17 protein-coding genes are annotated in these 20,276 nt (G+C 72.3%); 5 read left to right on the plus strand and 12 right to left on the minus strand.

Going from position 1 to position 20,276, the window contains the following annotated elements:
* Positions 1-123: 123 nt before the first annotated feature.
* Complete coding sequence (locus ABZ725_RS25975) at positions 124-483, plus strand: hypothetical protein (protein ID WP_358804986.1); 360 nt, start codon at positions 124-126, stop codon at positions 481-483.
* Positions 484-490: 7 nt separating this feature from the next.
* Here ABZ725_RS25975 and ABZ725_RS25980 read toward each other — a convergent pair whose 3' ends face one another.
* Both ABZ725_RS25980 and ABZ725_RS25985 read right to left on the minus strand, forming a co-directional pair.
* On the minus strand, positions 491-1,687 hold the full coding sequence (locus ABZ725_RS25980; protein WP_358805295.1) for a glycosyltransferase: 1,197 nt from the start codon (positions 1,685-1,687) through the stop codon (positions 491-493).
* Between the two features lie 145 nt (positions 1,688-1,832).
* The gene (locus tag ABZ725_RS25985; protein ID WP_351906290.1) at positions 1,833-2,282 is read right to left on the minus strand and encodes an NUDIX hydrolase; all 450 of its coding nucleotides are present in this window, start codon (positions 2,280-2,282) and stop codon (positions 1,833-1,835) included.
* A 329-nt stretch (positions 2,283-2,611) separates the two neighbouring features.
* On the opposite strand from ABZ725_RS25985, the gene ABZ725_RS25990 reads away from it, so the two are divergent.
* Entirely contained in the window at positions 2,612-5,923 is a 3,312-nt protein-coding gene (locus tag ABZ725_RS25990; protein ID WP_358804987.1) for a S8 family serine peptidase, read from the plus strand.
* 71 nt (positions 5,924-5,994) lie between these two features.
* On the opposite strand, the gene ABZ725_RS25995 is transcribed toward ABZ725_RS25990, so the two are convergent.
* Both ABZ725_RS25995 and ABZ725_RS26000 read right to left on the minus strand, forming a co-directional pair.
* The gene (locus ABZ725_RS25995; protein WP_358804988.1) at positions 5,995-6,738 is read right to left on the minus strand and encodes a hypothetical protein; all 744 of its coding nucleotides are present in this window, start codon (positions 6,736-6,738) and stop codon (positions 5,995-5,997) included.
* Between the two features lies 1 nt (position 6,739).
* Entirely contained in the window at positions 6,740-7,273 is a 534-nt protein-coding gene (locus tag ABZ725_RS26000; protein WP_351906299.1) for a sigma-70 family RNA polymerase sigma factor, read from the minus strand.
* 313 nt (positions 7,274-7,586) lie between these two features.
* Between ABZ725_RS26000 and ABZ725_RS26005 the strand changes: the two genes are divergently transcribed.
* On the plus strand, positions 7,587-8,621 hold the full coding sequence (locus ABZ725_RS26005) for an aspartate-semialdehyde dehydrogenase (RefSeq protein WP_358804989.1): 1,035 nt from the start codon (positions 7,587-7,589) through the stop codon (positions 8,619-8,621).
* 13 nt (positions 8,622-8,634) lie between these two features.
* Here ABZ725_RS26005 and ABZ725_RS26010 read toward each other — a convergent pair whose 3' ends face one another.
* Both ABZ725_RS26010 and ABZ725_RS26015 read right to left on the minus strand, forming a co-directional pair.
* Positions 8,635-9,153: a DUF1203 domain-containing protein gene (locus ABZ725_RS26010; RefSeq protein ID WP_358804990.1), complete on the minus strand. Its 519-nt coding sequence runs from the start codon at positions 9,151-9,153 to the stop codon at positions 8,635-8,637.
* A 77-nt stretch (positions 9,154-9,230) separates the two neighbouring features.
* Positions 9,231-10,424: an MFS transporter gene (locus ABZ725_RS26015; protein WP_358804991.1), complete on the minus strand. Its 1,194-nt coding sequence runs from the start codon at positions 10,422-10,424 to the stop codon at positions 9,231-9,233.
* Between the two features lie 150 nt (positions 10,425-10,574).
* Between ABZ725_RS26015 and pepN the strand changes: the two genes are divergently transcribed.
* Positions 10,575-13,142: an aminopeptidase N gene (gene pepN, locus ABZ725_RS26020; RefSeq protein ID WP_358804992.1), complete on the plus strand. Its 2,568-nt coding sequence runs from the start codon at positions 10,575-10,577 to the stop codon at positions 13,140-13,142.
* 56 nt (positions 13,143-13,198) lie between these two features.
* Here pepN and ABZ725_RS26025 read toward each other — a convergent pair whose 3' ends face one another.
* Entirely contained in the window at positions 13,199-14,113 is a 915-nt protein-coding gene (locus ABZ725_RS26025; RefSeq protein WP_358804993.1) for an EamA family transporter, read from the minus strand.
* 110 nt (positions 14,114-14,223) lie between these two features.
* On the opposite strand from ABZ725_RS26025, the gene ABZ725_RS26030 reads away from it, so the two are divergent.
* Positions 14,224-14,745, plus strand: coding sequence for a MarR family transcriptional regulator (locus ABZ725_RS26030; protein ID WP_351906317.1), 522 nt, complete (start codon positions 14,224-14,226; stop codon positions 14,743-14,745).
* 74 nt (positions 14,746-14,819) lie between these two features.
* Here the strand turns inward: ABZ725_RS26030 and ABZ725_RS26035 are convergent, their stop codons facing one another.
* From ABZ725_RS26035 to ABZ725_RS26055, 5 genes are all read right to left on the minus strand, one after another.
* Positions 14,820-16,661: a hypothetical protein gene (locus ABZ725_RS26035; protein ID WP_358804994.1), complete on the minus strand. Its 1,842-nt coding sequence runs from the start codon at positions 16,659-16,661 to the stop codon at positions 14,820-14,822.
* 119 nt (positions 16,662-16,780) lie between these two features.
* Positions 16,781-17,041, minus strand: a complete 261-nt coding sequence (locus ABZ725_RS26040) for a hypothetical protein (RefSeq protein WP_351906320.1) — start codon at positions 17,039-17,041, stop codon at positions 16,781-16,783.
* Positions 17,042-17,131: 90 nt separating this feature from the next.
* Positions 17,132-19,204, minus strand: a complete 2,073-nt coding sequence (gene malQ / locus ABZ725_RS26045; RefSeq protein WP_358804995.1) for a 4-alpha-glucanotransferase — start codon at positions 19,202-19,204, stop codon at positions 17,132-17,134.
* Positions 19,205-19,390, minus strand: coding sequence for a hypothetical protein (locus tag ABZ725_RS26050; RefSeq protein WP_351906819.1), 186 nt, complete (start codon positions 19,388-19,390; stop codon positions 19,205-19,207).
* A gap of 190 nt (positions 19,391-19,580) precedes the next feature.
* Complete coding sequence (locus tag ABZ725_RS26055; protein ID WP_351906326.1) at positions 19,581-20,117, minus strand: HNH endonuclease; 537 nt, start codon at positions 20,115-20,117, stop codon at positions 19,581-19,583.
* Positions 20,118-20,276: the final 159 nt, after the last annotated feature.

Consider the following 20,276-nt stretch of genomic DNA (forward strand, 5'->3'; position numbering starts at 1 on the left):
AGGCTCTTGGGCTCTTGGGCTCTTGGGCTCTTGGGCTCTTGGGCTCTTGGGCTCTTGGGCTCTTGGGCTCTTGGGCTCTTGGGCTCTTGGGCTCTTGGGCTCTTGGGCTCTTAGGGTGAACCGATGAGATTACGCCCGGTGTTGGTCGTGCTGTTCCTGCTGCCGCTGCTGTGGGGGGCGGTGTCGCTGCTGCGAGCCGGTTCGGCCTACGGCGTCCCGGACTGCCCGGGGATCCAGCTGGGTCCGGACGGCGAGGAGCACGCCGGCCGTATGCGACGCGACTACACCTGCTCGCTCTACTACAACCACACCGAGGACTCGGCCGGCACGGCCACGTACGACCAGCTGAAGGTCGCCCGGGACCACGAACGCGGCGGCCTGTACCGCCAGGGAATCCTGCTCACCCTGTACGGACTGGCGGGCATCGGCATCGCGACAGCCGCCACCCGGAAGCGCGCACCCGCCCGCCAGGGCCTGTCCTAGCGAAGTCCTAGCCGTCCTCCCGCTGGGGGATCCGCTGGACGGAGCCCGCGTAGACCCGGTCGATGAGAGCCGCGTACGACGCGATCATGCGGGTTCTGCTGAAACGTTCCCGGGCGGCGGCCGACGCCGGGGCGAACTCGTCGCGCCGGGTGACCGCCTCCGTCCAGGCAGCCGCGATCGCCTGCGGGTCGGGCGGGGTGACGATGCCGCGGCCCGCCACGATGGCCGCGCTGTCGCCGACGTCCGTGGTCACCGGGACCGCGCCGCACATCATGCCCTCGACCAGGCACAGGGGGGCCGCCTCGCCCCAGGCGGAGGTCAGCGCGACGACGTCGGAGGCGGCGTAGACCGTCTCCATGTCGTGCCGCACGCCGAGCAGGTGGAGACGGGCCGGCAGGTCCGGCGCGCCGGCGAAGGCGTCCGCGATGTCGCCCGCGAGGCCGGGGTTGGCCGTCGTCATGCCCGCCCCGCACATCAGGACGTGCCCGTCCGGCACCGCGTCCAGCCATGCGGCGGCGGCCGCCAGGAAGAGCGGGACGTTCTTCATGCCGTCGTAGCGGGCGGCGAAGACGACGACCGGGGCCGCGGGGTCCACGCCCAGGGCCGTGCGCGCCGCCAGGCGTCGTGCGGCGTCCGGGCGGAAGCGGATCAGATCGACGCCGTTGGGGATCACATGCAGCAGGCCCGCCGGGACGCCGGCCGCCTCGTACGCGGCCCGGGTCGACTCGGCGCAGCACACGGCCGCCGCCACCGTGCCGTCGGCGATCGCGGCCTTGAGGTCGCCCAGGGCGCGGCCCTGGTTCTCGGGGTCGGAGCGGTGCAGACAGACCACGACCGGGCGGCGCGGCAGGCCCGCCCGGGCGAGGAGGGCGAGGGGCTGTTCCTTGAGGGAGAGGACCACGTCCGCGTCGGCCGTCGCCCGAGCGGTATCGGCCAGCTCGGGGCCGGTGAAGACGGCCGGATCCAGGCCCCCGGCGCCCCCGGCACCGAACGTGCGGCCGAGCGAGGTGACGCCCACGTCGGCCGCCGTCAGCTTCCGGTAGCAGGCGTCGTCCTCCATCCGCTGGCGGGTGGCCTCGCGGTGCACCTCGCCGTGGATGCTCAGTACCCGGTGGTGCTGGCCGCCTTCCCGCAGTCCCAGCACCACGTCGCTGTGCACGATCCGGGCTCCCCCGGAGAAGAAGCCCTCGTAGACCGAGAGCACCCGCAGTCCGTTTCCCCTGCGCACACGATCACCCGCCTCACACACCGATATCCAGCCATCCCCGTGAAGTGCGGGTTAGCCGATATGAGGCGGTACGGACGTTACGTACGAATGAACTGGACGCTTCGGATCCGGGTCTGCTGCATTACCGCGAACGCCCGTCCGCCGACCGCTCGCGCCAGAGCTCGAGCCCGATGTCCACCAGGCCCACCCGGACCAGGGCGGGCACCGCGTCCAGGTCGTGCCAGGCGGCCAGGTCGGTGGAGCCGTTCACCTCGTAGCGCAGCTCGCCGCCGACGACCCTGCCCTCGTAGACGATGCGGACGCCGTGGTGGTCCACGGGCCCGCGCAGGCCGTCGCGGCGGGAGACATGGCGGGAGGAGTCGATGCCGAGGAGGCCCGTCACCTCGACCCGGTAGCCGGTCTCCTCGTCCAGTTCGCGCACGACGGTGTCGAGGGGGTCCTCGCCGTGCTCCATGCCGCCACCGGGGAGCACCCACTCCGGTGTGCCGTCGGGGGCCGGCGAGCGGGCGAGCAGGACCGAGCCGTCACGGACGCAGACGGCGTAGGCCGCCACCCTCAACCTCTTGCGCATGCGAGGACGTTAGCCGGTGAGGTTCCTGCCGACACGGGATTTTCCGGGCAGCGGAGCAAGGGTCGGAGCAGGGGTCGGAGCACGGGACCGGGCCTGCGGCGGGGCGCGCGGCGGCGCACAGCGGGCGAACAGTCCTCGCACAGAGGGTTCGTAGAGGGTTTTCCCCATTCATCCATATCGATTCGGTCAACTCTCCCCAAACAGCAGTCCCTTGAGTAAAGCTTTGCGGTCATCCGGGACCATGCTCCGGACGACCGTGATCAGGACAGGAACGGCCCGATCACGTGCCGCTCGCTCCTTTACCTACAAGGTGCCTACAAGGGATGCCGATGACCCTCACCCCCCAGCGCGAACCGATATCGGGTACCAGACGCGTGGCCCGGATAGCCGTGGCCGCCGGCCTGGTGGCCGCGCTGTCCGCAGCCGGGCCGATACCCCTGGCCTTCTCCGCCGACAGCGGACAGAGCCCGGCCGCGGCCGACCCGGGCGTGAAGTCCGCCCACGACAAGCTCGGCTCCGACGACGCCGACCTCCTCGCCGAGGCCAAGGCCGCCGGCGACAAGAACGTCACGCTGATGGTCGCGACCGCCCCCGGCCAGACCGAGCAGGTCGCCAAGGAGCTGGACGCGGTCAAGGGCGGCTCCGTGGGCGAGTCCTACGACAAGGTCGGCTACGTCCGCGCCACCCTCCCGACCGGCAAGGCCGACTCGGCGATCGCCGCCGCCGCCGAGCTGACCTCGGTGCACGCCATCGACCTGCGCCAGGACATCGTCCTCGACGACCCGACGCCGGACGCGGACACCGCCAAGGACGCCAAGTCCACGGCGACGAAGACCTACCCCGCGCCGAACGCGAAGACCCCCGCCGAGAACCCGTACAACCCGTCCTTCGAGACGGGCGCCGTCGACTTCGTGAAGAAGAACCCGAAGGCGGACGGCCGCGGCGTCACCATCGGCATCCTCGACTCCGGTGTGGACCTGGCGCACCCGGCGCTGCAGAAGACCACCACCGGCGAGCGCAAGATCGTCGACTGGGTCACCTCGACCGACCCGATCCTCGACGGCGACGCCTCCTGGCGCCCGATGGTGACTGCCGTCTCCGGGCCCAGCTTCACCTTCGGCGGCCGCACCTGGACCGCGAAGCCCGGCTCGTACCAGATCAACCTCTTCCGGGAGTCCGCCACCGCGGGCGGCGACGCCAAGGGCGACGTCAACCGCGACGGCGACACCACCGACGCATGGGGCGTCCTGTACGACGCGGCCGCCGGCACGGTCACCGTCGATGTGAACAACAACGGCGACTTCACCGACGACACCGCGATGAAGCCGTACAAGGACGGCTACCAGATCGGGTACTTCGGCACCGACAACCCGGCGACCGACGTCGCCGAGCGGCAGCCGTTCGTCGTGGAGGTCCGCAAGGACGTGCCGATGGACCCGTTCGGCGGCGACTGGGTCGGCAAGACCGCCGACTTCGCCAACATCGGTCTCATCGCCAGCGAGCACGGCACGCACGTCGCCGGCATCACCGCCGCGAACAGCCTGTTCGGCGGCAAGATGAACGGCGCCGCGCCCGGCGCGAAGCTCGTCTCCTCCCGCGCCTGCGTCTTCGGCCCGGGCTGCTCCAACGTCGCGCTCACCGAGGGCATGATCGACCTGGTCGTCAACCGCGGCGTCGACATCGTCAACATGTCGATCGGCGGTCTGCCGACGCTGAACGACGGCAACAACGCGCGCGCCGAGCTGTACACGCGCCTCATCGACACCTACGGCGTGCAGCTGGTGCTCGCCGGCGGCAACGAGGGCCCCGGCGCCAACACCATCGGCGACCCCGGTCTGGCCGACAAGGTGATCTCGGTCGGCGCGGCCATCTCCAAGGAGACCTGGGCGTCCAACTACGGCTCCCAGGTGACGAAGAAGTACGGGCTGCTGAACTTCTCCTCGCGCGGCCCGCGTGAGGACGGCGGCTTCACGCCGACGCTCGTCGCGCCCGGCGCCTCGATCAACACCACGCAGACCTGGCTGGAGGGCGCCCCGGTCGCCGAGTCGGGCTACTCGCTGCCGGCCGGCTACTCCATGCTCCAGGGCACCTCGATGGCCTCCCCGCAGGCCGCGGGCGCCTCGGCGCTGCTGATCTCGGCGGCGAAGCAGCAGAAGGTCGCGCTCACCCCGGCGACCCTGCGCACGGCGCTGACCTCGACCGCCCACCACATCAAGGGCCTCCAGGCCTACGAGGAGGGCGCGGGCGCCATCGACATCGTGGACGCCTGGAAGTCCATCAAGAAGGGCGCCACCGCCCACGACTACACGGTGAAGGCCCCGGTCGACACCGCGCTCGACCAGGCGCTGAAGACGCCGGGCTTCGGCACCGGCATCTACGACCGTGAGAGCGGCCTCAAGGTCGGCCAGAAGAAGACGTACGACGTCACCATCACCCGTACGTCCGGCGCCGACAAGGCGATCCGCCACGAGCTGCACCTCGAGAACAACGCGGCCGGAACCTTCAAGATCCTCGGCTCGGACGAGGTCAAGCTGTCGCTGAACAAGCCGGTGACGGTCAGGATCCAGGCCAAGCCGAAGGCCGCGGGCATCGCCAGCGCGATCCTGGAGGTCGACGACCCGAAGACCGAGGGCCTCGACAAGCAGATCCTCAACACGGTCGTCGTCTCGACCCCGGTGAAGCACACGTTCCACGTGTCGAACACCGTGCAGCGCAACAGCTTCCAGTCCTACTTCCTGACCGTGCCCGAGGGCGCCAAGTCCTTCGAGGTCGCGATCGGCGGGCTGAAGGACAAGAGCCAGACCCGGTTCATCTCGATCCACCCGTACGGCGTCGGGGTCGAGGACAGCTCCACGATCTACTGCTACAGCAACTACCCCAACACCAACGGCTGCCGGCCCGACGCCCGCTCGTACCAGAACCCGCAGGCCGGGGTCTGGGAGATCGAGGTCGAGTCGCGCCGCACCTCGCCGCTGCTCGACAACCCGTACACGCTGGACGCCACCGTCTACGGCGCGGCCTTCGACCCGGAGACCGTGACCGTGCCCGAGGCGAAGGTCGGCACCCCGGCCGCAGCCTCCTGGAAGGTCACGAACAACTTCGCGGCCATCGACGGCAAGCTGGCCGGCGGCCCGCTCGGCTCGTCCAAGACGACCCGCCCGACCATCGCGGACCACGAGAACCAGACCACCACGGTCGAGGTCCCGGCCGGCGCCAAGTCGCTCGACGTCTCCATCGGCAACGTCTCCGACGCCTCCGCCGACCTGGACCTGACGGTCTACGACGCGGACGGCAACCAGGTCGCACAGCAGGCCGACGGCGACTCGGAGGAGGCGGTCTCCATCCCGTCGCCCGCCGCCGGCACCTACACCATCGAGGTCGCGGGCTACTCCGTCCCGGCCGGCACGACGGCGTACGACTACGTGGACGTGTTCTTCTCGTCCTCGCTCGGCACCGTCGACGTCGACGAGTCGACGCCGGTGAAGCTCGCCACGGGCGCCTCGGCGTCGGTCTCCGCGACCGTCACCGCCCTGGCCGCCGCACCCGAGGGCCGGGCCTTCTTCGGCCAGGTCCAGCTGGTGAACGCGCGGGGCACCGTCGCGGGCAGCGGCAACGTGGTGATCGAGAAGGTCACTCCGTAGCGGCTCTACGCATGACAGGGGCGGGCGTCCGTACGGGCGCCCGCCCTTCGTCTGTCACGCCATTTGTCACGTCATTCGCAGGCGACGCCCTCCGTGTCGGGCAGCGCGCGGGCGAGCGCCTCCCGCTCGACGGCGATGTCGGATTCGCCGACCGCCCACATGTCGGCGGTGGCGGACGCCTTCCCCAGGGCGACCAGGACGTGGTCGCCCTCGCCCAGCAGCGGGTCCATGTCGTCCTCGACCAGGAACTGAACCTCGGGCTGCGCCTGCTTCTCCGGTTTGTAGGAGCGGGTGACGTGCAGGGTGACCCGCTCCCGGGTGGTGCCGGGCACCCGGACGACGTCCGTGACGTCGCCCTCGACGACGAACCGGGCGCAGGCCAGGTAGCCGGGATCGTCGAGGAGAGCCCCCTTCCCGCCCGCGGACGCCTCGGCCCGTTCGTCCGACGCCGCCCCGCTGTCGTCGGCGCTCTTGCTCGACGCGATGTCGGCCGCCCCCCGGCCGATCTCGACGACGACCCACCCGCCCCCGAGCACCAGGGCGCCGGCGGCTGCGACGCCCACGACGCGCAGCGCGAGGGGACGGAGCCGGCGTACCGGGGCGGGCGCCGGTGCCTCGGCGGGCTCCGGGACCGGCTCCGTGAGGACGTCGGCGATGAGGCCGAGCTGCTCGCGCAGGAGAGCGACGTCGGCACGGGCGGAGCGGTGGTCGGGATCGGCGCGGACCTCTTCGGAGAGGTCGCCGGGGGGAACGTCCAGGATGGCGGCCATCAGCGCGTCCATGCCGTCGTGACCGTCGTCGTGTGGCTCTTCCACGTCACACCACCTCGTCCTCGTGCAGGCGGGCGCGCAGGGCCCGGACCGCCGTGTGCAGGCGGCTCTTGACCGTGCCCTCCGGGACGCCCAGCTCCCGGGCGATCGAGCGCACCGGAAGGTCGGCGTAGAAGCGCAGGACGACGACCTGGCGCTGGGCGTCGGGCAGATCGTCCAGCCCTTGCGCGACGGCCAGGGAGAGCACGCTGGTGTCCTCGCCGGAGGGGTGCTCGTGCTGGCGCAGAGAGGCCAGCCGCTCCCCCAGCCGCTCCTGACGGCGCTTGGCCCGGTGCCAGTCCATGGCGAGGTTGGACGCGACGACCGCCGCCCAGGCGGAGACGTCGCGCGGCGCCTCGTACCCCTTCGCCGCCCGCTCCAGCAGCCGCAGGCGGACCTGCTGTACCCCGTCCAGCAGGTCCGCCTGTGGTACCCCGCCCAGGGCGAGCACCGCCCGCACCCGGCGTTCCTGCGCCGCGTCCAGGGGGTCACCGTGTTCGTCCCCCTGGACGCGGCGGGCGATTCTGCGCAGCACAGACACCCCTCCCCTCGCCGCGTTGCCTCTACGACGCCGTGGCGCGCCGAAACGTTCGGCGAAACCGTGGGAATTTCTTCAGAGGCGTACGTCACACCGCGCGACGGGGCAGCACAGCTTGCGGCGAGCACTGGTCGCGGGGCGAATTTCTCCAGCTCAAGGGGTGTACGGGCGGGAGTTCCGCAACCGGGCGCCACGGCGGGGCGTCCCAGCCCTCGGGCATGCTGGCGAAAGAATTGGACAGGTGGGCCGGGGTCGGCCGCATGATGGAAAAGCCACGGCCAGGCAATACGTACGTAACGAGACAGAGGGAGTCGTCGTGAGGGTCGGAATCGTCGGAGCCACCGGTCAGGTCGGCACGGTCATGCGCAGGATCCTCGTCGAGCGGAACTTCCCGGTCACGGAGCTGCGTCTGTTCGCGTCGGCCCGCTCCGCCGGGTCCGTGCTGGACGGCGTGACGGTGGAGGACGCGGCGACAGCCGACTACTCGGGCCTGGACATCGTGCTGTTCTCGGCGGGCGGCGCGACGTCGAAGGCGCTGGCCGAGAAGGTCGCCGCGCAGGGCCCGGTCGTGATCGACAACTCGTCGGCCTGGCGCAAGGACCCCGAGGTCCCCCTCGTCGTCTCCGAGGTGAACCCGCACGCGATCGCGAACCGCCCCAAGGGCATCATCGCCAACCCGAACTGCACGACGATGGCCGCGATGCCGGTCCTGAAGCCGCTGCACGCGGAGGCGGGCCTGGAGGCGCTGGTCGTGGCGACGTACCAGGCGGTGTCCGGCTCGGGCGTCGCGGGCGTGGCCGAGCTGCACGGTCAGGCGCAGAAGGTCGTCGCCGACGCGGACAAGCTCACCCACGACGGCGAGTCGGTCGACTACCCCGAGCCGCAGGTCTACAAGCGCCCGATCGCCTTCAACGTCATCCCGCTCGCGGGCTCGATCGTCGACGACGGGCTGAACGAGACCGACGAGGAGCAGAAGCTCCGCAACGAGTCCCGCAAGATCCTGGAGATCCCGGGCCTGAAGGTCTCCGGCACCTGCGTCCGCGTCCCGGTCTTCTCCGGCCACTCGCTCCAGGTCAACGCCCGCTTCGCGCGCCCCCTGTCGGCGGAGCGCGCGACGGAGCTTCTGTCCGCCGCGGAGGGCGTCGTCCTCACCGACATCCCGACCCCCCTCCAGGCGGCCGGCAAGGACCCGTCGTTCGTGGGCCGCATCCGCGAGGACGAGACGGTCGAGCACGGCATCGCCCTCTTCATCTCCAACGACAACCTCCGCAAGGGCGCGGCGCTGAACGCGGTCCAGATCGCGGAGCTGGTGGCGGCCGAGCTGAACGGCCAGGCCAGGCCCAGGGCCTGACCCAGCGCCTGACCTAACGCCTGACCTCGTAGAGGAAGCAGCCGTACTCGACGGCCCGGACGTGCACGAACACGACGTCCGGGCCGTCGAACGCTTCCCGGAAGGCCGCGTCGAGCTCCCCGGCGTCGACGAGCGCGCCCCCGAGGATGCGCCCGTCGCCCGAGTACCGCCGAACGGTCCGATGGGCATCGCCGAACGGATACCCGCCCCCGGCCGCACCGGGACCCGGCCCCGTACAACCCTCGCCCTCGGCATGGACGAACACGGGCCCCTGCTCGTCGTAGGCCCCGGGCTCGACCCCCGTCTCGGCCGCCCATCGCCGCAGGGGCGCGTAGGAGACGAGCGCGATCCTCTCCCCCACGGCGCTGCGCCGCAGACAGCAGCGCAGCGGCGCACCGCCCTCGTGATCGACGAAGGGCGTCACCGGACATCCGGCGTCATCGCGGACCCGCAACCCGTCGAGAACGGCGGCGGGGATGGCCCGCACGGTGTGGTCCCGGGACGTTGTCGTAGTGGTCGCAGCAGTAGCCATACCCCCACCCTCCGGCCGACCGCCCACCGGCACCGGCGGATTCCGGACGTCGAGCTCCGGTGGAAGGGGTGGTGGGGTCAGTCCGGGCCGGCCTCCGCCGATATCAGCAGCGGTACCGCCGATACGCCCAGCGCCGCCGCAACGTACAGCGCCGCTGTCAGTCCGAAGGCGTCCGAGACGCGGCCGCCGGTGAACGCGCCCAGTGCTATCGCCGTGTTGAAGACTCCGGCGAACATCGCGGACACCGCCTCGCGGGCGTGCGGCGCAGCCGTCGACAGCCAGGTCTGGGCGGAGACGGACACACCGCCGTAGACCAGGCCCCAGAGGATGAGCAGCGTCGTGGAGAGGGTCGGTGAGGCGGCGGCGGGGACCAGGAGGGCGATCACCGTACCCAGGGCCGCCGCGATGACGCAGAGCAGTCTTCGGGGGCTGCGGGCGGCGAACACGCCCGCCGCGAAGGTGCCCACGACGCCGGCCAGGCCGTAGCAGAGGAGCAGTGTGCCGATCTGGCCGGTGTCCCAGCCGCGTACGCGCTCCAGGACCGGGCGGACATAGGTGTACGCGGCGAAGTGACCGACGATCAGCAGTGCCACCGCCGACATCCCGCGCCGTATGCGGGGAACTCCGGCGAGACGTGCCAACTGCCGCAGTCTCACCGGCTGCTCGGCGGGGAGCGGCGGCAACACGAGGGCCAGGGTCAGCGAGGCTCCCGCCGCGAGGGCGGCCAGGGCGGCGAAGGACCAGCGCCAGCCGACGGCCGTGGCGAGGAGGGTGCCGGCCGGGACGCCCAGCACCGACGCCACGGCCACTCCGCTGAAGACGACCGACGTGGCCCGGCCGACCGACGGCGCCGGGACCAGTCGTACCGCGAGGCCCGCCGCGAGCGCCCACACCCCGCCGATGCAGACCCCTACCAGTGCGCGGGCGGCGAGCAGGATCCGCACGTCGGGCGCCAGGGCGGAGAGGAGGTCGGCCGCGGCGAGAACGAGAAGCAACGCGCACAGGACCTGGCGGCGGTCGGCACGGCGTACCGCGACCGGGAGGAGGGGCGCGGCGACCGCGGCGACCAGCCCGGGCAGGGTGAGGGTGAGGCCGGCCGTGCCTGCCGAGACATGCAGTCCGTCGCGCAGGGGGGTCAGCAGACCGACGGGCAGCATCTCGGTGGTGACGACGCAGAAGGTGGCGGCGCCGAGGGCGAGCACGGCGGCCCAGGGGCGGGCGGCGGCCGCAGGGGCGTCCGAGGACACGCTGGTGGGGGAGGTGGAAGCCATGCCTCCACCATTCAGCGCCGACCCCACGCTTCCCAGCCCGTCCCGCAGGCCGGACACCCCACGGCCGCCGCCTCGCCAGGAACGTCGTCGCCCCACGCACCCCTCCCGTGGAAGGATGGCGCAACCCACACATATCGAGGAGATGACCGCGTGCCTGGCACAAACCTGACTCGCGAAGAGGCGCAGCAGCGGGCGAAGCTGCTCACCGTTGACTCGTACGAGATCGATCTCGACCTCTCCGGCGCGCAGGAGGGCGGCACCTACCGGTCCGTGACCACGGTGCGCTTCGACGTCACCGAAGGGGGCGCGGAGTCCTTCATCGACCTCGTCGCCCCGACCGTCCACGAGGTGACCCTCAACGGTGACCCGCTGGACGCCGCCGCGGTGTTCAAGGACTCCCGGATCGCGCTGCCGGGGCTGCTGGAGGGCCGTAACGTCCTGCGCGTCGTCGCCGACTGCGCGTACACCAACACCGGTGAGGGGCTGCACCGGTTCGTCGACCCGGTCGACGAACAGGCCTATCTGTACACGCAGTTCGAGGTGCCGGACGCGCGTCGCGTCTTCGCCAGCTTCGAACAGCCGGATCTGAAGGCGACCTTCCGGTTCACCGTGAAGGCCCCGAGCGGCTGGACCGTCGTCTCCAACTCGCCGACCCCCGAACCCAAGGACGACGTCTGGGAGTTCGAGCCGACGCCGCGGATCTCGTCGTACATCACCGCGCTCGTCGTCGGACCGTACACGTCCGTCCACAGCGTGTACGAGAAGGACGGGCAGAGCGTCCCGCTCGGCATCTACTGCCGGCCCTCCCTCGCCGAGTTCCTCGACTCGGACGCGATCTTCGAGGTCACGCGGCAGGGCTTCGCCTGGTTCCAGGAGAAGTTCGACTACGACTACCCGTTCAAGAAGTACGACCAGCTGTTCGTGCCGGAGTTCAACGCGGGCGCGATGGAGAACGCGGGCGCGGTCACCATCCGCGACCAGTACGTCTTCCGGTCGAAGGTGACGGACGCGGCGTACGAGATGCGCGCCGAGACCATCCTGCACGAGCTGGCCCACATGTGGTTCGGCGACCTGGTCACCATGGAGTGGTGGAACGACCTGTGGCTGAACGAGTCGTTCGCCACGTACACGTCGATCGCCTGCCAGGCGTACGCCCCCGACTCGCGCTGGCCGCACTCGTGGACGACGTTCGCCAACTCGATGAAGACCTGGGCGTACCGGCAGGACCAGCTGCCCTCGACCCACCCGATCATGGCCGAGATCCGGGATCTCGACGACGTGCTCGTCAACTTCGACGGGATCACCTACGCCAAGGGCGCCAGCGTCCTGAAGCAGCTCGTGGCGTACGTCGGCATGGACGAGTTCTTCGCGGGCGTGCAGGCCTACTTCAAGCGGCACGCGTTCGGCAACACCCAGCTGTCCGACCTGCTCGGCGCGCTGGAGGAGACCTCCGGCCGTGACCTGGGCACCTGGTCGCAGAAGTGGCTGCAGACCGCCGGCATCAACGTCCTGCGTCCGGACATCGAGACGGACGCCGACGGTGTCGTCACCGCCTTCGCCATCCGTCAGGAGGCCCCGGCGCTCCCGGCGGGCGCGAAGGGCGAGCCGACGCTGCGTCCGCACCGCATCGCGGTCGGCCTGTACGACCTCGACGGCGACAGCGGCAAGCTGGTGCGCCACGAGCGCCTGGAGCTGGACGTCGACGGCGAGCTGACGGTCGTCCCGCAGCTGGTCGGCAAGCGCCGTCCGGACGTCGTGCTGCTCAACGACGACGACCTGTCGTACGCCAAGGTCCGTCTGGACGAGCAGTCGCTGGCGTTCGTCACCGAGCACCTGGGCGACTTCGACGCCTCGCTCCCGCGCGCCCTGTGCTGGGCGTCGGCCTGGGACATGACCCGGGACGGCGAACTGCCCACCCACGACTACCTGTCCCTGGTGCTGTCCGGCATCGGCAAGGAGTCGGACATCGGTGTGGTGCAGTCGCTGCACCGCCAGGTCAAGCTCGCCATCGACCTGTACGGCGCCCCGGCCACCCGCGAGGCCCTGCTGACCCGCTGGACGGACGCCACGCTGGCCCATCTGCGGGCGGCCGACGCGAGCAGCGACCACCAGCTGGCGTGGGCGCGGGCGTTCGCCGCGACGGCCCGTACGCCGGAGCAGCTGGACCTCCTGGAGGCCCTGCTGGACGGTACGCAGACGATCGAGGGCCTGGCCGTCGACACCGAGCTGCGCTGGGCGTTCGTGCTGCGCCTCGCGGCGGTCGGCCGGTTCGACGAGGCGGAGATCGCCGGGGAGTACGAGCGCGACAAGACGGCGGCCGGCGAGCGTCACGCGGCGAGCGCGCGGGCCGCGCGTCCGACGCCGGAGGCCAAGGCGGAGGCGTGGGCGTCGGTCGTGGAGTCCGACAAGCTGCCCAACGCGCTCCAGGAGGCGGTCATCGGCGGCTTCGTCCAGACCGACCAGCGTGAGCTGCTCGCGTCGTACACGGAGCGGTACTTCGAGGCCGTCAAGGGCGTCTGGGACTCCCGTTCGCACGAGATCGCCCAGCAGATCGCGGTCGGTCTCTACCCGACGATCCAGGTCTCCCGGGAGACCCTGGACCGGACGGACGCCTGGCTGGCCTCGGCCGAGCCGAACGCGGCCCTGCGCCGCCTCGTCTCCGAGGCCCGCTCGGGCGTGGAGCGCGCGCTGCGGGCCCAGGCGGCCGACGCGCAGTAGTCTCCGCGCAGGTGACGGCAGAGGGCGCCCGGTGTCGCATCGGGCGCCCTCTGCTGTCACCCGGACGCCGTCTCGCGCAGCGGCTTGCGGACGGTGTGCGGTGGGCGTGGTGCGGCCGGTCGTCCCGCCCACAGTTGCCCCGCCACCGTCGCGCCGAACGCCAGCACCATGCCCGTCAGCTGGAGCGGCGTCAGGGACTGCCCGAGGGCGGCCCAGCCGACGACGGCCGCGGTCAGCGGGGAGAGCGGGCCGAGGAAGGTGACCCGGGTCGCGCCGAGACGGCCGATGCCGCGGAACCAGAGCCAGTACGAGACGGCCGTGTTCCCCAGGGCGAGGTAGAGATAGCCGCCGATCGCGCGGCCGTCCAGGGCGGGCGGGGCGCCCTCGACCAGGAAGGCGAGCGGGGCGATGAGCAGGCCGCCCGCGGTGAGCTGCCAGCCGGTGAGCGCGAGCGGGCCGACGCCTTCGGGGCTGCCCCACTTCCTGGTGAGCACCGTGCCGGCCGACATCGAGGCGGTGGAGGCGATCGCGGCGAGCACGCCGAGCCCGTCCAGCGCCCCGGCCGCCTTCAGCACGACCAGGCTGACGCCGAACACGGCCACGATCCCGGCGAGGAGGGTCCGTGCGGTCGGCCGCTGCCCGAGCAGCAGCGCCGAGAGGCCCACGACGAACAGCGGGCCGGCCGAGCTGACGACCGCGGCCGTGCCGCCGGGCAGCCGGTAGGCGGCGAGGAAGAGGAGCGGGAAGAAGGCGCCGATGTTCAGCGCGCCGAGTATCGCGGCCTTCCCCCACCAGACGCCCCGGGGCAGCACCCGGCCGAGCGCGAGCAGCAGCAGCCCGGCGGGCAGGGCCCGCAGCAGGCCGGTGAACAGGGGGCGGTCGGCGGGGAGGAACTCGGTGGTGACGGCGTAGGTGGTGCCCCAGGAGATCGGGGCGAGGGCGGTGAGCAGGACGGTCGCTGACCTCTTCATGAGTGGATAGCTTAGCGCTAAGCAACTTAGCGTCAACCCGCTTAACGTCGATCCACTTAGCGCAGAGCCACTTTCTTGCGGGCGACCGAACCCGGCGGGATACTCACCGCATGAGCAGTCAGCACCCCCCGCGCGAGGACCCCGTCGACGCGATCATCGGGCAGTGGGCGACGGTCCGGCCCGACCTCGACACCGCCGCCATGGAGGTCTTCGGCCGGATCTCCCGGCTCGCGCGCGCGATGACCGACCGCATGGAGAAGGCGTACGGCGCCCTCGGCATCGGACGCGGCGAGTTCGACGTCCTCGCCACCCTGCGCCGCTCCGGCGAGCCCTACACCCTCTCGCCCCGCCAGCTCTCGGCCACGCTGATGCTCACCACCGGCGGGATGACCGGCCGCCTCGACAAGCTGGAACGGGCCGCCCTGCTGCGCCGCTCCCCGGACCCGCACGACCGCCGCGGCCTCCAGGTCACGCTGACGGAGAAGGGGCTGGACCTGGTGGACCGCGCGGTCGGCGCGGGCCTCGCCGTCCAGACGGAGGCCCTGAACGCCGCCCTGAACGCCGAACAGGCCGGCCAACTGGCCGACCTGTTGCGAGAGTTGCTGGTGGTCACGGAGACCCCGGGCCGCTGAGCGGGGACGGACGCGGGGAGTTGACGGACCCGCGCGGAATTGACGGACCCGGGGGATGGACCCGGGGGGGGTGATCAGCCGTCCTCGGGCGGCCAGGGGAATCCGAGCTCCGCGGCGCGCTCGCGGCTGCCGCCGCAGAGCTGTGCGTAGGTCTTCGGGTCCTCCCCGGCCAGTCGGCGCAGGGCGGCGGCGGCCTGCGCCTCGGGTGGGGCGCCGTCGTCCGGGACGGTCCAGCGGAACTGGAGCGGATCGCCGTCCGCCGCCCCGGCCCCGAGTCCCGGCGCGTACAAGAACGTCACCACGATCGTGTCCTGGTCCTCGTGGCCGGTGCTGATCCAGCCCCGCCGCGCGTCCCACCGGGTGAGCAGCTCCGGCCGTTCGACCAGCCCCGCCTTGATCAGACGGGCCGTCGTACGGGCCCGCCAGGACCAGGAGTCGTCGGCCTCCGCCCGGGCGATCTCCGCGTCGTAGGCGGCGGCGTCGAACCGGAGGGCGGGGAGTTCGGGCGCGGACTCCTGGGAGCCGGTGAAGTCCGGCCGCTGCCACTCCTCCCACACGACCTCCGCGCCGTCGCGGCGGATCGTGACGTAGAGCGCGCCGCAGCATCCCTCGGTGCACCAGGCCTCGGCGAGCTGCACCCGGCGGGGCTCGGGACCGGCCCGCAGCAGCCGGTCGTCCAGCAGGCGTTCGGGGCTGTGCACGGGACCGGGCGGGAAGACGTCCGGGACGAGCGGACGCCCGTCGACGAGGATGCGGGCCTCGACGGGCTCCCGGTCCACGGGGTCGCCGGCCACGACCTCGATGCGCAGCCGGCCGGCGCCGGTCGTGAACGGACGCCGTCCGGTGCGGCGGATCCACCGGGCGCGGGCGTCGTCCGGATCCGTCTCGGCCAGGGCTGCCCAGGACGGCTCCGCGAGGAGTCGGTCGAGAGCGTCGAGGAGCGCCTCGCGGCAGCCGGAGGGCCAGTCCAGCAGCGCTCCGGCGCCACTGCTCAGATCCTGGGCGAGCGAGAGAAGGGTCGCGTGGTGTTCGAGGGTCGGGGGCAGCAGGCCCGCCCGGTCGACGACCGTCTCGTACACGCTGCGCGCGTCGTGGTAGGCGAGGAGCTTGGTCGGGTCGTCGGACGAGCACGCCATCCGGACGAGGAGGCGGCCCGCCCGGGAGAGCAGGGCCGGGTCGGCGGGCTGCTCGGCGAGCAGGTCGGGCAGTCGGACGGCTTCCGCGATCCGGCGGGCGGTCGCGGTGCCGATGAAGCGGGCGTCGGCGGGGAAGGCCACCAGCTCGCCGGGGACGGCCCGGCCGTCCCCCGTCCCCAGCGCGCGGACGAGCGGCAGCAGTTCGGCTCGGCGGATCGAGGAGACGAGCCAGACGACGGCGGCGGCCTGCCGGTCGAGGGCGTCGAGCGCCTGGACGGCCGGGCCGGTGAGCGATCGCAGCAGACCGAGGGCGGCCAGACACGGGACGTCCTCGGGTTCGCCGACGCGGGCGAGAAGTGCGAGACCCGCGATGACGGCGGGCACGGCGGTGCCGGTGCGGGTCAGTCCCCTGGCCAGGGCGCGGGCCGCGGCGTGCTGCTCGGCCGGGAGCGGCAGCGCGGCGACGGCGGACAGGATCAGGTGGCGATGGCGGCCCCGGACGCCGAGTTCGGCGAAGCGGCGATGCAGGGCGGCCGGATCCTCCGGCAACGGCTGCAGCGCTTCCGGGATGACGGCCGCGGCGGTCCGGTAGGGCAGCCGGGTCTCGCTGTCGTCGGATTCGGCCGCTGAGGCCGCTGAGGCCGACGGGCCGGGGAGGTCGAAGCCGCGGCCGGGCGGGAGCCCGTCGGGGGACTCCCGCAGCAGGCGCTGCACATGGTCGTACAGGGCAAGGTCGTGCGGGGCGGGAGGGAGCGCGGTGCGCTCTTCCGGGGCGCTCACCGAGCGCAGGGGAACTCGATTCCGTGGGTCATGCGCGGAAGCGTGTCAGCCCGGCCGCGGCCTGTCGACGGAATTACCGGCCGACAGGCGATGCGGCTGCGGTGCGGCTCAGTCGGTGATCAGGCCTTCGCCTTGGCGGGCTTCGCGACGCGGTGCTCGGTCTTGGACTTGTCGAGGACCATCACCAGCCCGGTGATCACCCCGAACAGCGCGAGCGGCGCCAGGACATAGAGGCCCAGCGTGTCGATGACACTCAGGCCCTGGCCGGGGTCGTCGCCGTCGTCGCGGGTCAGCGCGAGCGCGGGGGACGACATGAGCAGCATCATCAGCGTCGTACCGGCAGCCAGGGCGCCGGCGCGCAGGGCGTTCTTCTTGTCCACGGTGCAAAGTTAGCGAACGACGTCGGGGAGCGCGCGCCCGGGGGTGCGTAAGGGGCGCCCCAGGTGCCTTGCTCGCCCGAGGGGCGCTCGCTATCGCTCTCTGAACGCCTCCGCGAACACCTCCGCCAACGCATGCAGCCGGGGCGAGCTCGCCAGCTGTTCCAGGGTCACCGGAAGGCCCTGCGCGTCCGCGACGGGAAGGCGCCAGTTCGGATACTGGTCCCAGGTGCCGGGCAGGTTCTGCGGGCGGCGGTCGCCGACGCCGTCCGGCAGCCAGACGCCGATCATGCGGGCCGGGGTGCGCAGCAGGAAGCGGTGGACGGCCTGGATCTCGGCCTCCTCCGAGGAGCGGTCGCTGCCGCCGCCGGTGCCGGCCAGCAGCCCGAGGCGGGTGAGCTGGGCCAGCCACTCCCCGATGTCGCCTGCCGCCTCCGCCCGTTCCTCCTCCAGCGGGCGGGTCAACAGGCCCAGCCGGTCGCGGAGTTCGACGTGTTCGCCGGTGAGCCGGGCGGCGGTGGAGGGCAGGTCGTGGGTGGTGGCGGTGGCCAGGCAGTCGGCGCGCCAGCGTTCGGGGGGCAGGGGGCGTCCGTCGCCGTCCCAGTCCCGTTCGAACCACAGGACGGACGTGCCGAGCACGCCCCGTTCGCGCAGCGCCTCCCGGACGCCCGGCTCGACGGTGCCGAGGTCCTCGCCGATCACCACCGAGCCCGCCCGGGAGGCCTCCAGGACCAGCACGGCGAGCATGGCCTCGGCGTCGTACCGGACGTACGCGCCCTGCGTCGGCGGTTCGCCCTGTGGGACCCACCAGAGGCGGAACAGGCCCATGACGTGGTCGATGCGCAGGGCGCCGGCGTAGCGGAAGAGGGCCCGCAGCAGGCGTCGGTAGGGCTCGTAGCCGGACGCGGCCAGCCGGTCCGGACGCCAGGGCGGCAGGCCCCAGTCCTGGCCGCGGGCGTTGAAGGCGTCCGGCGGGGCGCCGACCGACATCCCGGCGGCGAAGTACTCCTGCTGGGCCCAGGCGTCGGCGCCCTCGGGGTGCACGCCGACCGCGAGGTCGTGCACGATCCCGACCGGCATGCCCGCCTCGCGCGCGGCGCGCTGGGCGTCGGTGAGCTGGGTGTCGGTGAGCCAGGCGAGACGGGAGTGGAAGTCGACGCGGTCCATCAACTCGCCGCGGGCGCGGGCGGTTTCGGCGGACCGCGGGTCGCGCAGCGCCTCGGGCCACCGCTGCCACTGCGACCCGTGCACCTCGGCGAGCGCGCACCAGGTGGCGTGGTCCTCCAGCGCCTGGCCCTGCTCGGCGAGGAAGTCGCAGTAGGCGGCGCGCCGGCCGGGCCCGAGCGGCACCTCGGCGACCAGCTCCAGCGCCTGTCGCTTGAGCTCCCAGACGGCGTCCCGGTCGATCAACTCCCCTTTTTCCAGGACGGCTTCGCGCAGCCGTCCGGCGCGCTCGAACACCGAACGCGGAGCGTCCGGCCGGACGTACGCGAACTCGGGGACGTTCTCGACCCGCAGATGCACCGGATCGGGGAAGCGGCGCGAGGAGGGCCGGTACGGGGACGGATCCGTCGGCGCCCCCGGTACGGCCGCGTGCAACGGGTTGACCTGCACGAACCCGGCCCCGAGCACCCGCCCCGCCCAGCCGGCCAGCTCGCCGAGGTCCCCGAGGTCGCCCATGCCCCAGGAGCGCTGGGAGAGCAGGGAGTAGAGCTGGACGAGGAATCCGTACGAGCGCCCCTCGGGCGTGGGCAGGCGGGGCGGGGCGACGACGAGATGGGCGCGACCGGTGCGCCCGTCGGGTGCGACGACCGTCAACCGGTGCACCCCGGCCGGAAGTCGCTCGACGGAGTCCCGGCTCTCGCCCTGCTCGGTCCCGATGTGCAGCCGGGTGCCCTCGGGGAGGCCGGCGAGCGCCTCGCACGGGCTGCCGCTCCAGCACACGACCGTCGGCGGCAGCAGCCGCTCGCGCAGTTCCCGTTCCCGGACGGCGAGGGCGGCGCGCACGGCCTGCGGGGTGTCCGCGTCGACGTCGAGGGCGGCCAGGGCGCGGGTGACGGCGGCGGCCGAGGCCGTGACCGTACGGTCCGGGGAGGGCTGGTAGGAGGTGGCGACGCCGTACAGCGCGGCGAGTCGGGCGAGCTCCTCTCCGGGGGGCGCCGTCATCTACGGCCTCGTGGAGTCTGGGTCCGCGGCGAACGGCGGCTCGCTGGTCAGGGGCTCGGCGTCGGGCAGCGGCGGCTCGCTGGTCAGCGGGGGCTCGGCGGCGGGGCTCTCCGCGATCAGGGCACGGGTCTCTTCGAGCCGGGTGGAATGGTCCACCGGGCGTTTGCAGCGGGCCGGCGCGATCACGGTGGCCTCCTCGTGGGGTACGGATCGGATACCGCAGCCCTACCCAGTGGACGCGAGGACAGACGTCCTCACCACATCACATCCCCACGCGGCACACCGACGACCCGGCCCTGCCGTGCGCCCCGAAGGGCCCCGTGGCCTTGCCCTGCCGACTGCGCGGCGCCACGGGGCATGAAGAAGCCCGGATCCGTCAGGCGGAGATGCCGTCGATCCGGGCCAGGGCGTCGTCCGCGCCGTACGGCTGCAAGTACGGCAGCCAGCGCGGGTCCCTATGGCCCGTGCCGATGATGCGCCAGGCGAGGCCGGAGGGAGGAGCGGGTTTATGGCGCAGCCGCCAGCCGATCTCGACGAGGTGCCGGTCGGCCTTGACATGGTTGCAGCGACGGCAGGACGCCACGACGTTGTCCCACACGTGCTTGCCCCCACGGCTGCGTGGGATGACGTGGTCGACGCTGGTTGCGACGCCACCGCAGTACATGCACCGGCCCCCGTCTCGCGCGAAGAGCGCCCTGCGGGTAAGAGGAACGGGCCCCCGATAGGGAACCCGGACGAATCGCTTGAGCCGGACCACGCTGGGTGCGGGGACTGTGACGGTCGAGCTGTGCATAAAGGCGCCGGATTCCTCCAGGGAGATTGCCTTGTTCTCCAGGACGAGGACGAGCGCGCGGCGGAGCGGTACGACGCCGAGCGGCTCGTACGACGCGTTGAGGACCAGGACATGCGGCACGGATGCCTCCTTGGGCGTCGGCGGCGCGTGGCTCGCGCCGGGACGATCTGCAGCCAGTCTCTCCTCTTGCCTGGTGGACGCGCCACCATGTCCCGGTAACGGGCTGGGAGTGTTTTCGACCACAACCTGTCTTCTCCCCAGGATCATGGCTGGTTCATG

This window comes from Streptomyces sp. NPDC006872, assembly GCF_040635845.1.
Taxonomy (GTDB): Bacteria; Actinomycetota; Actinomycetes; order Streptomycetales; family Streptomycetaceae; genus Streptomyces.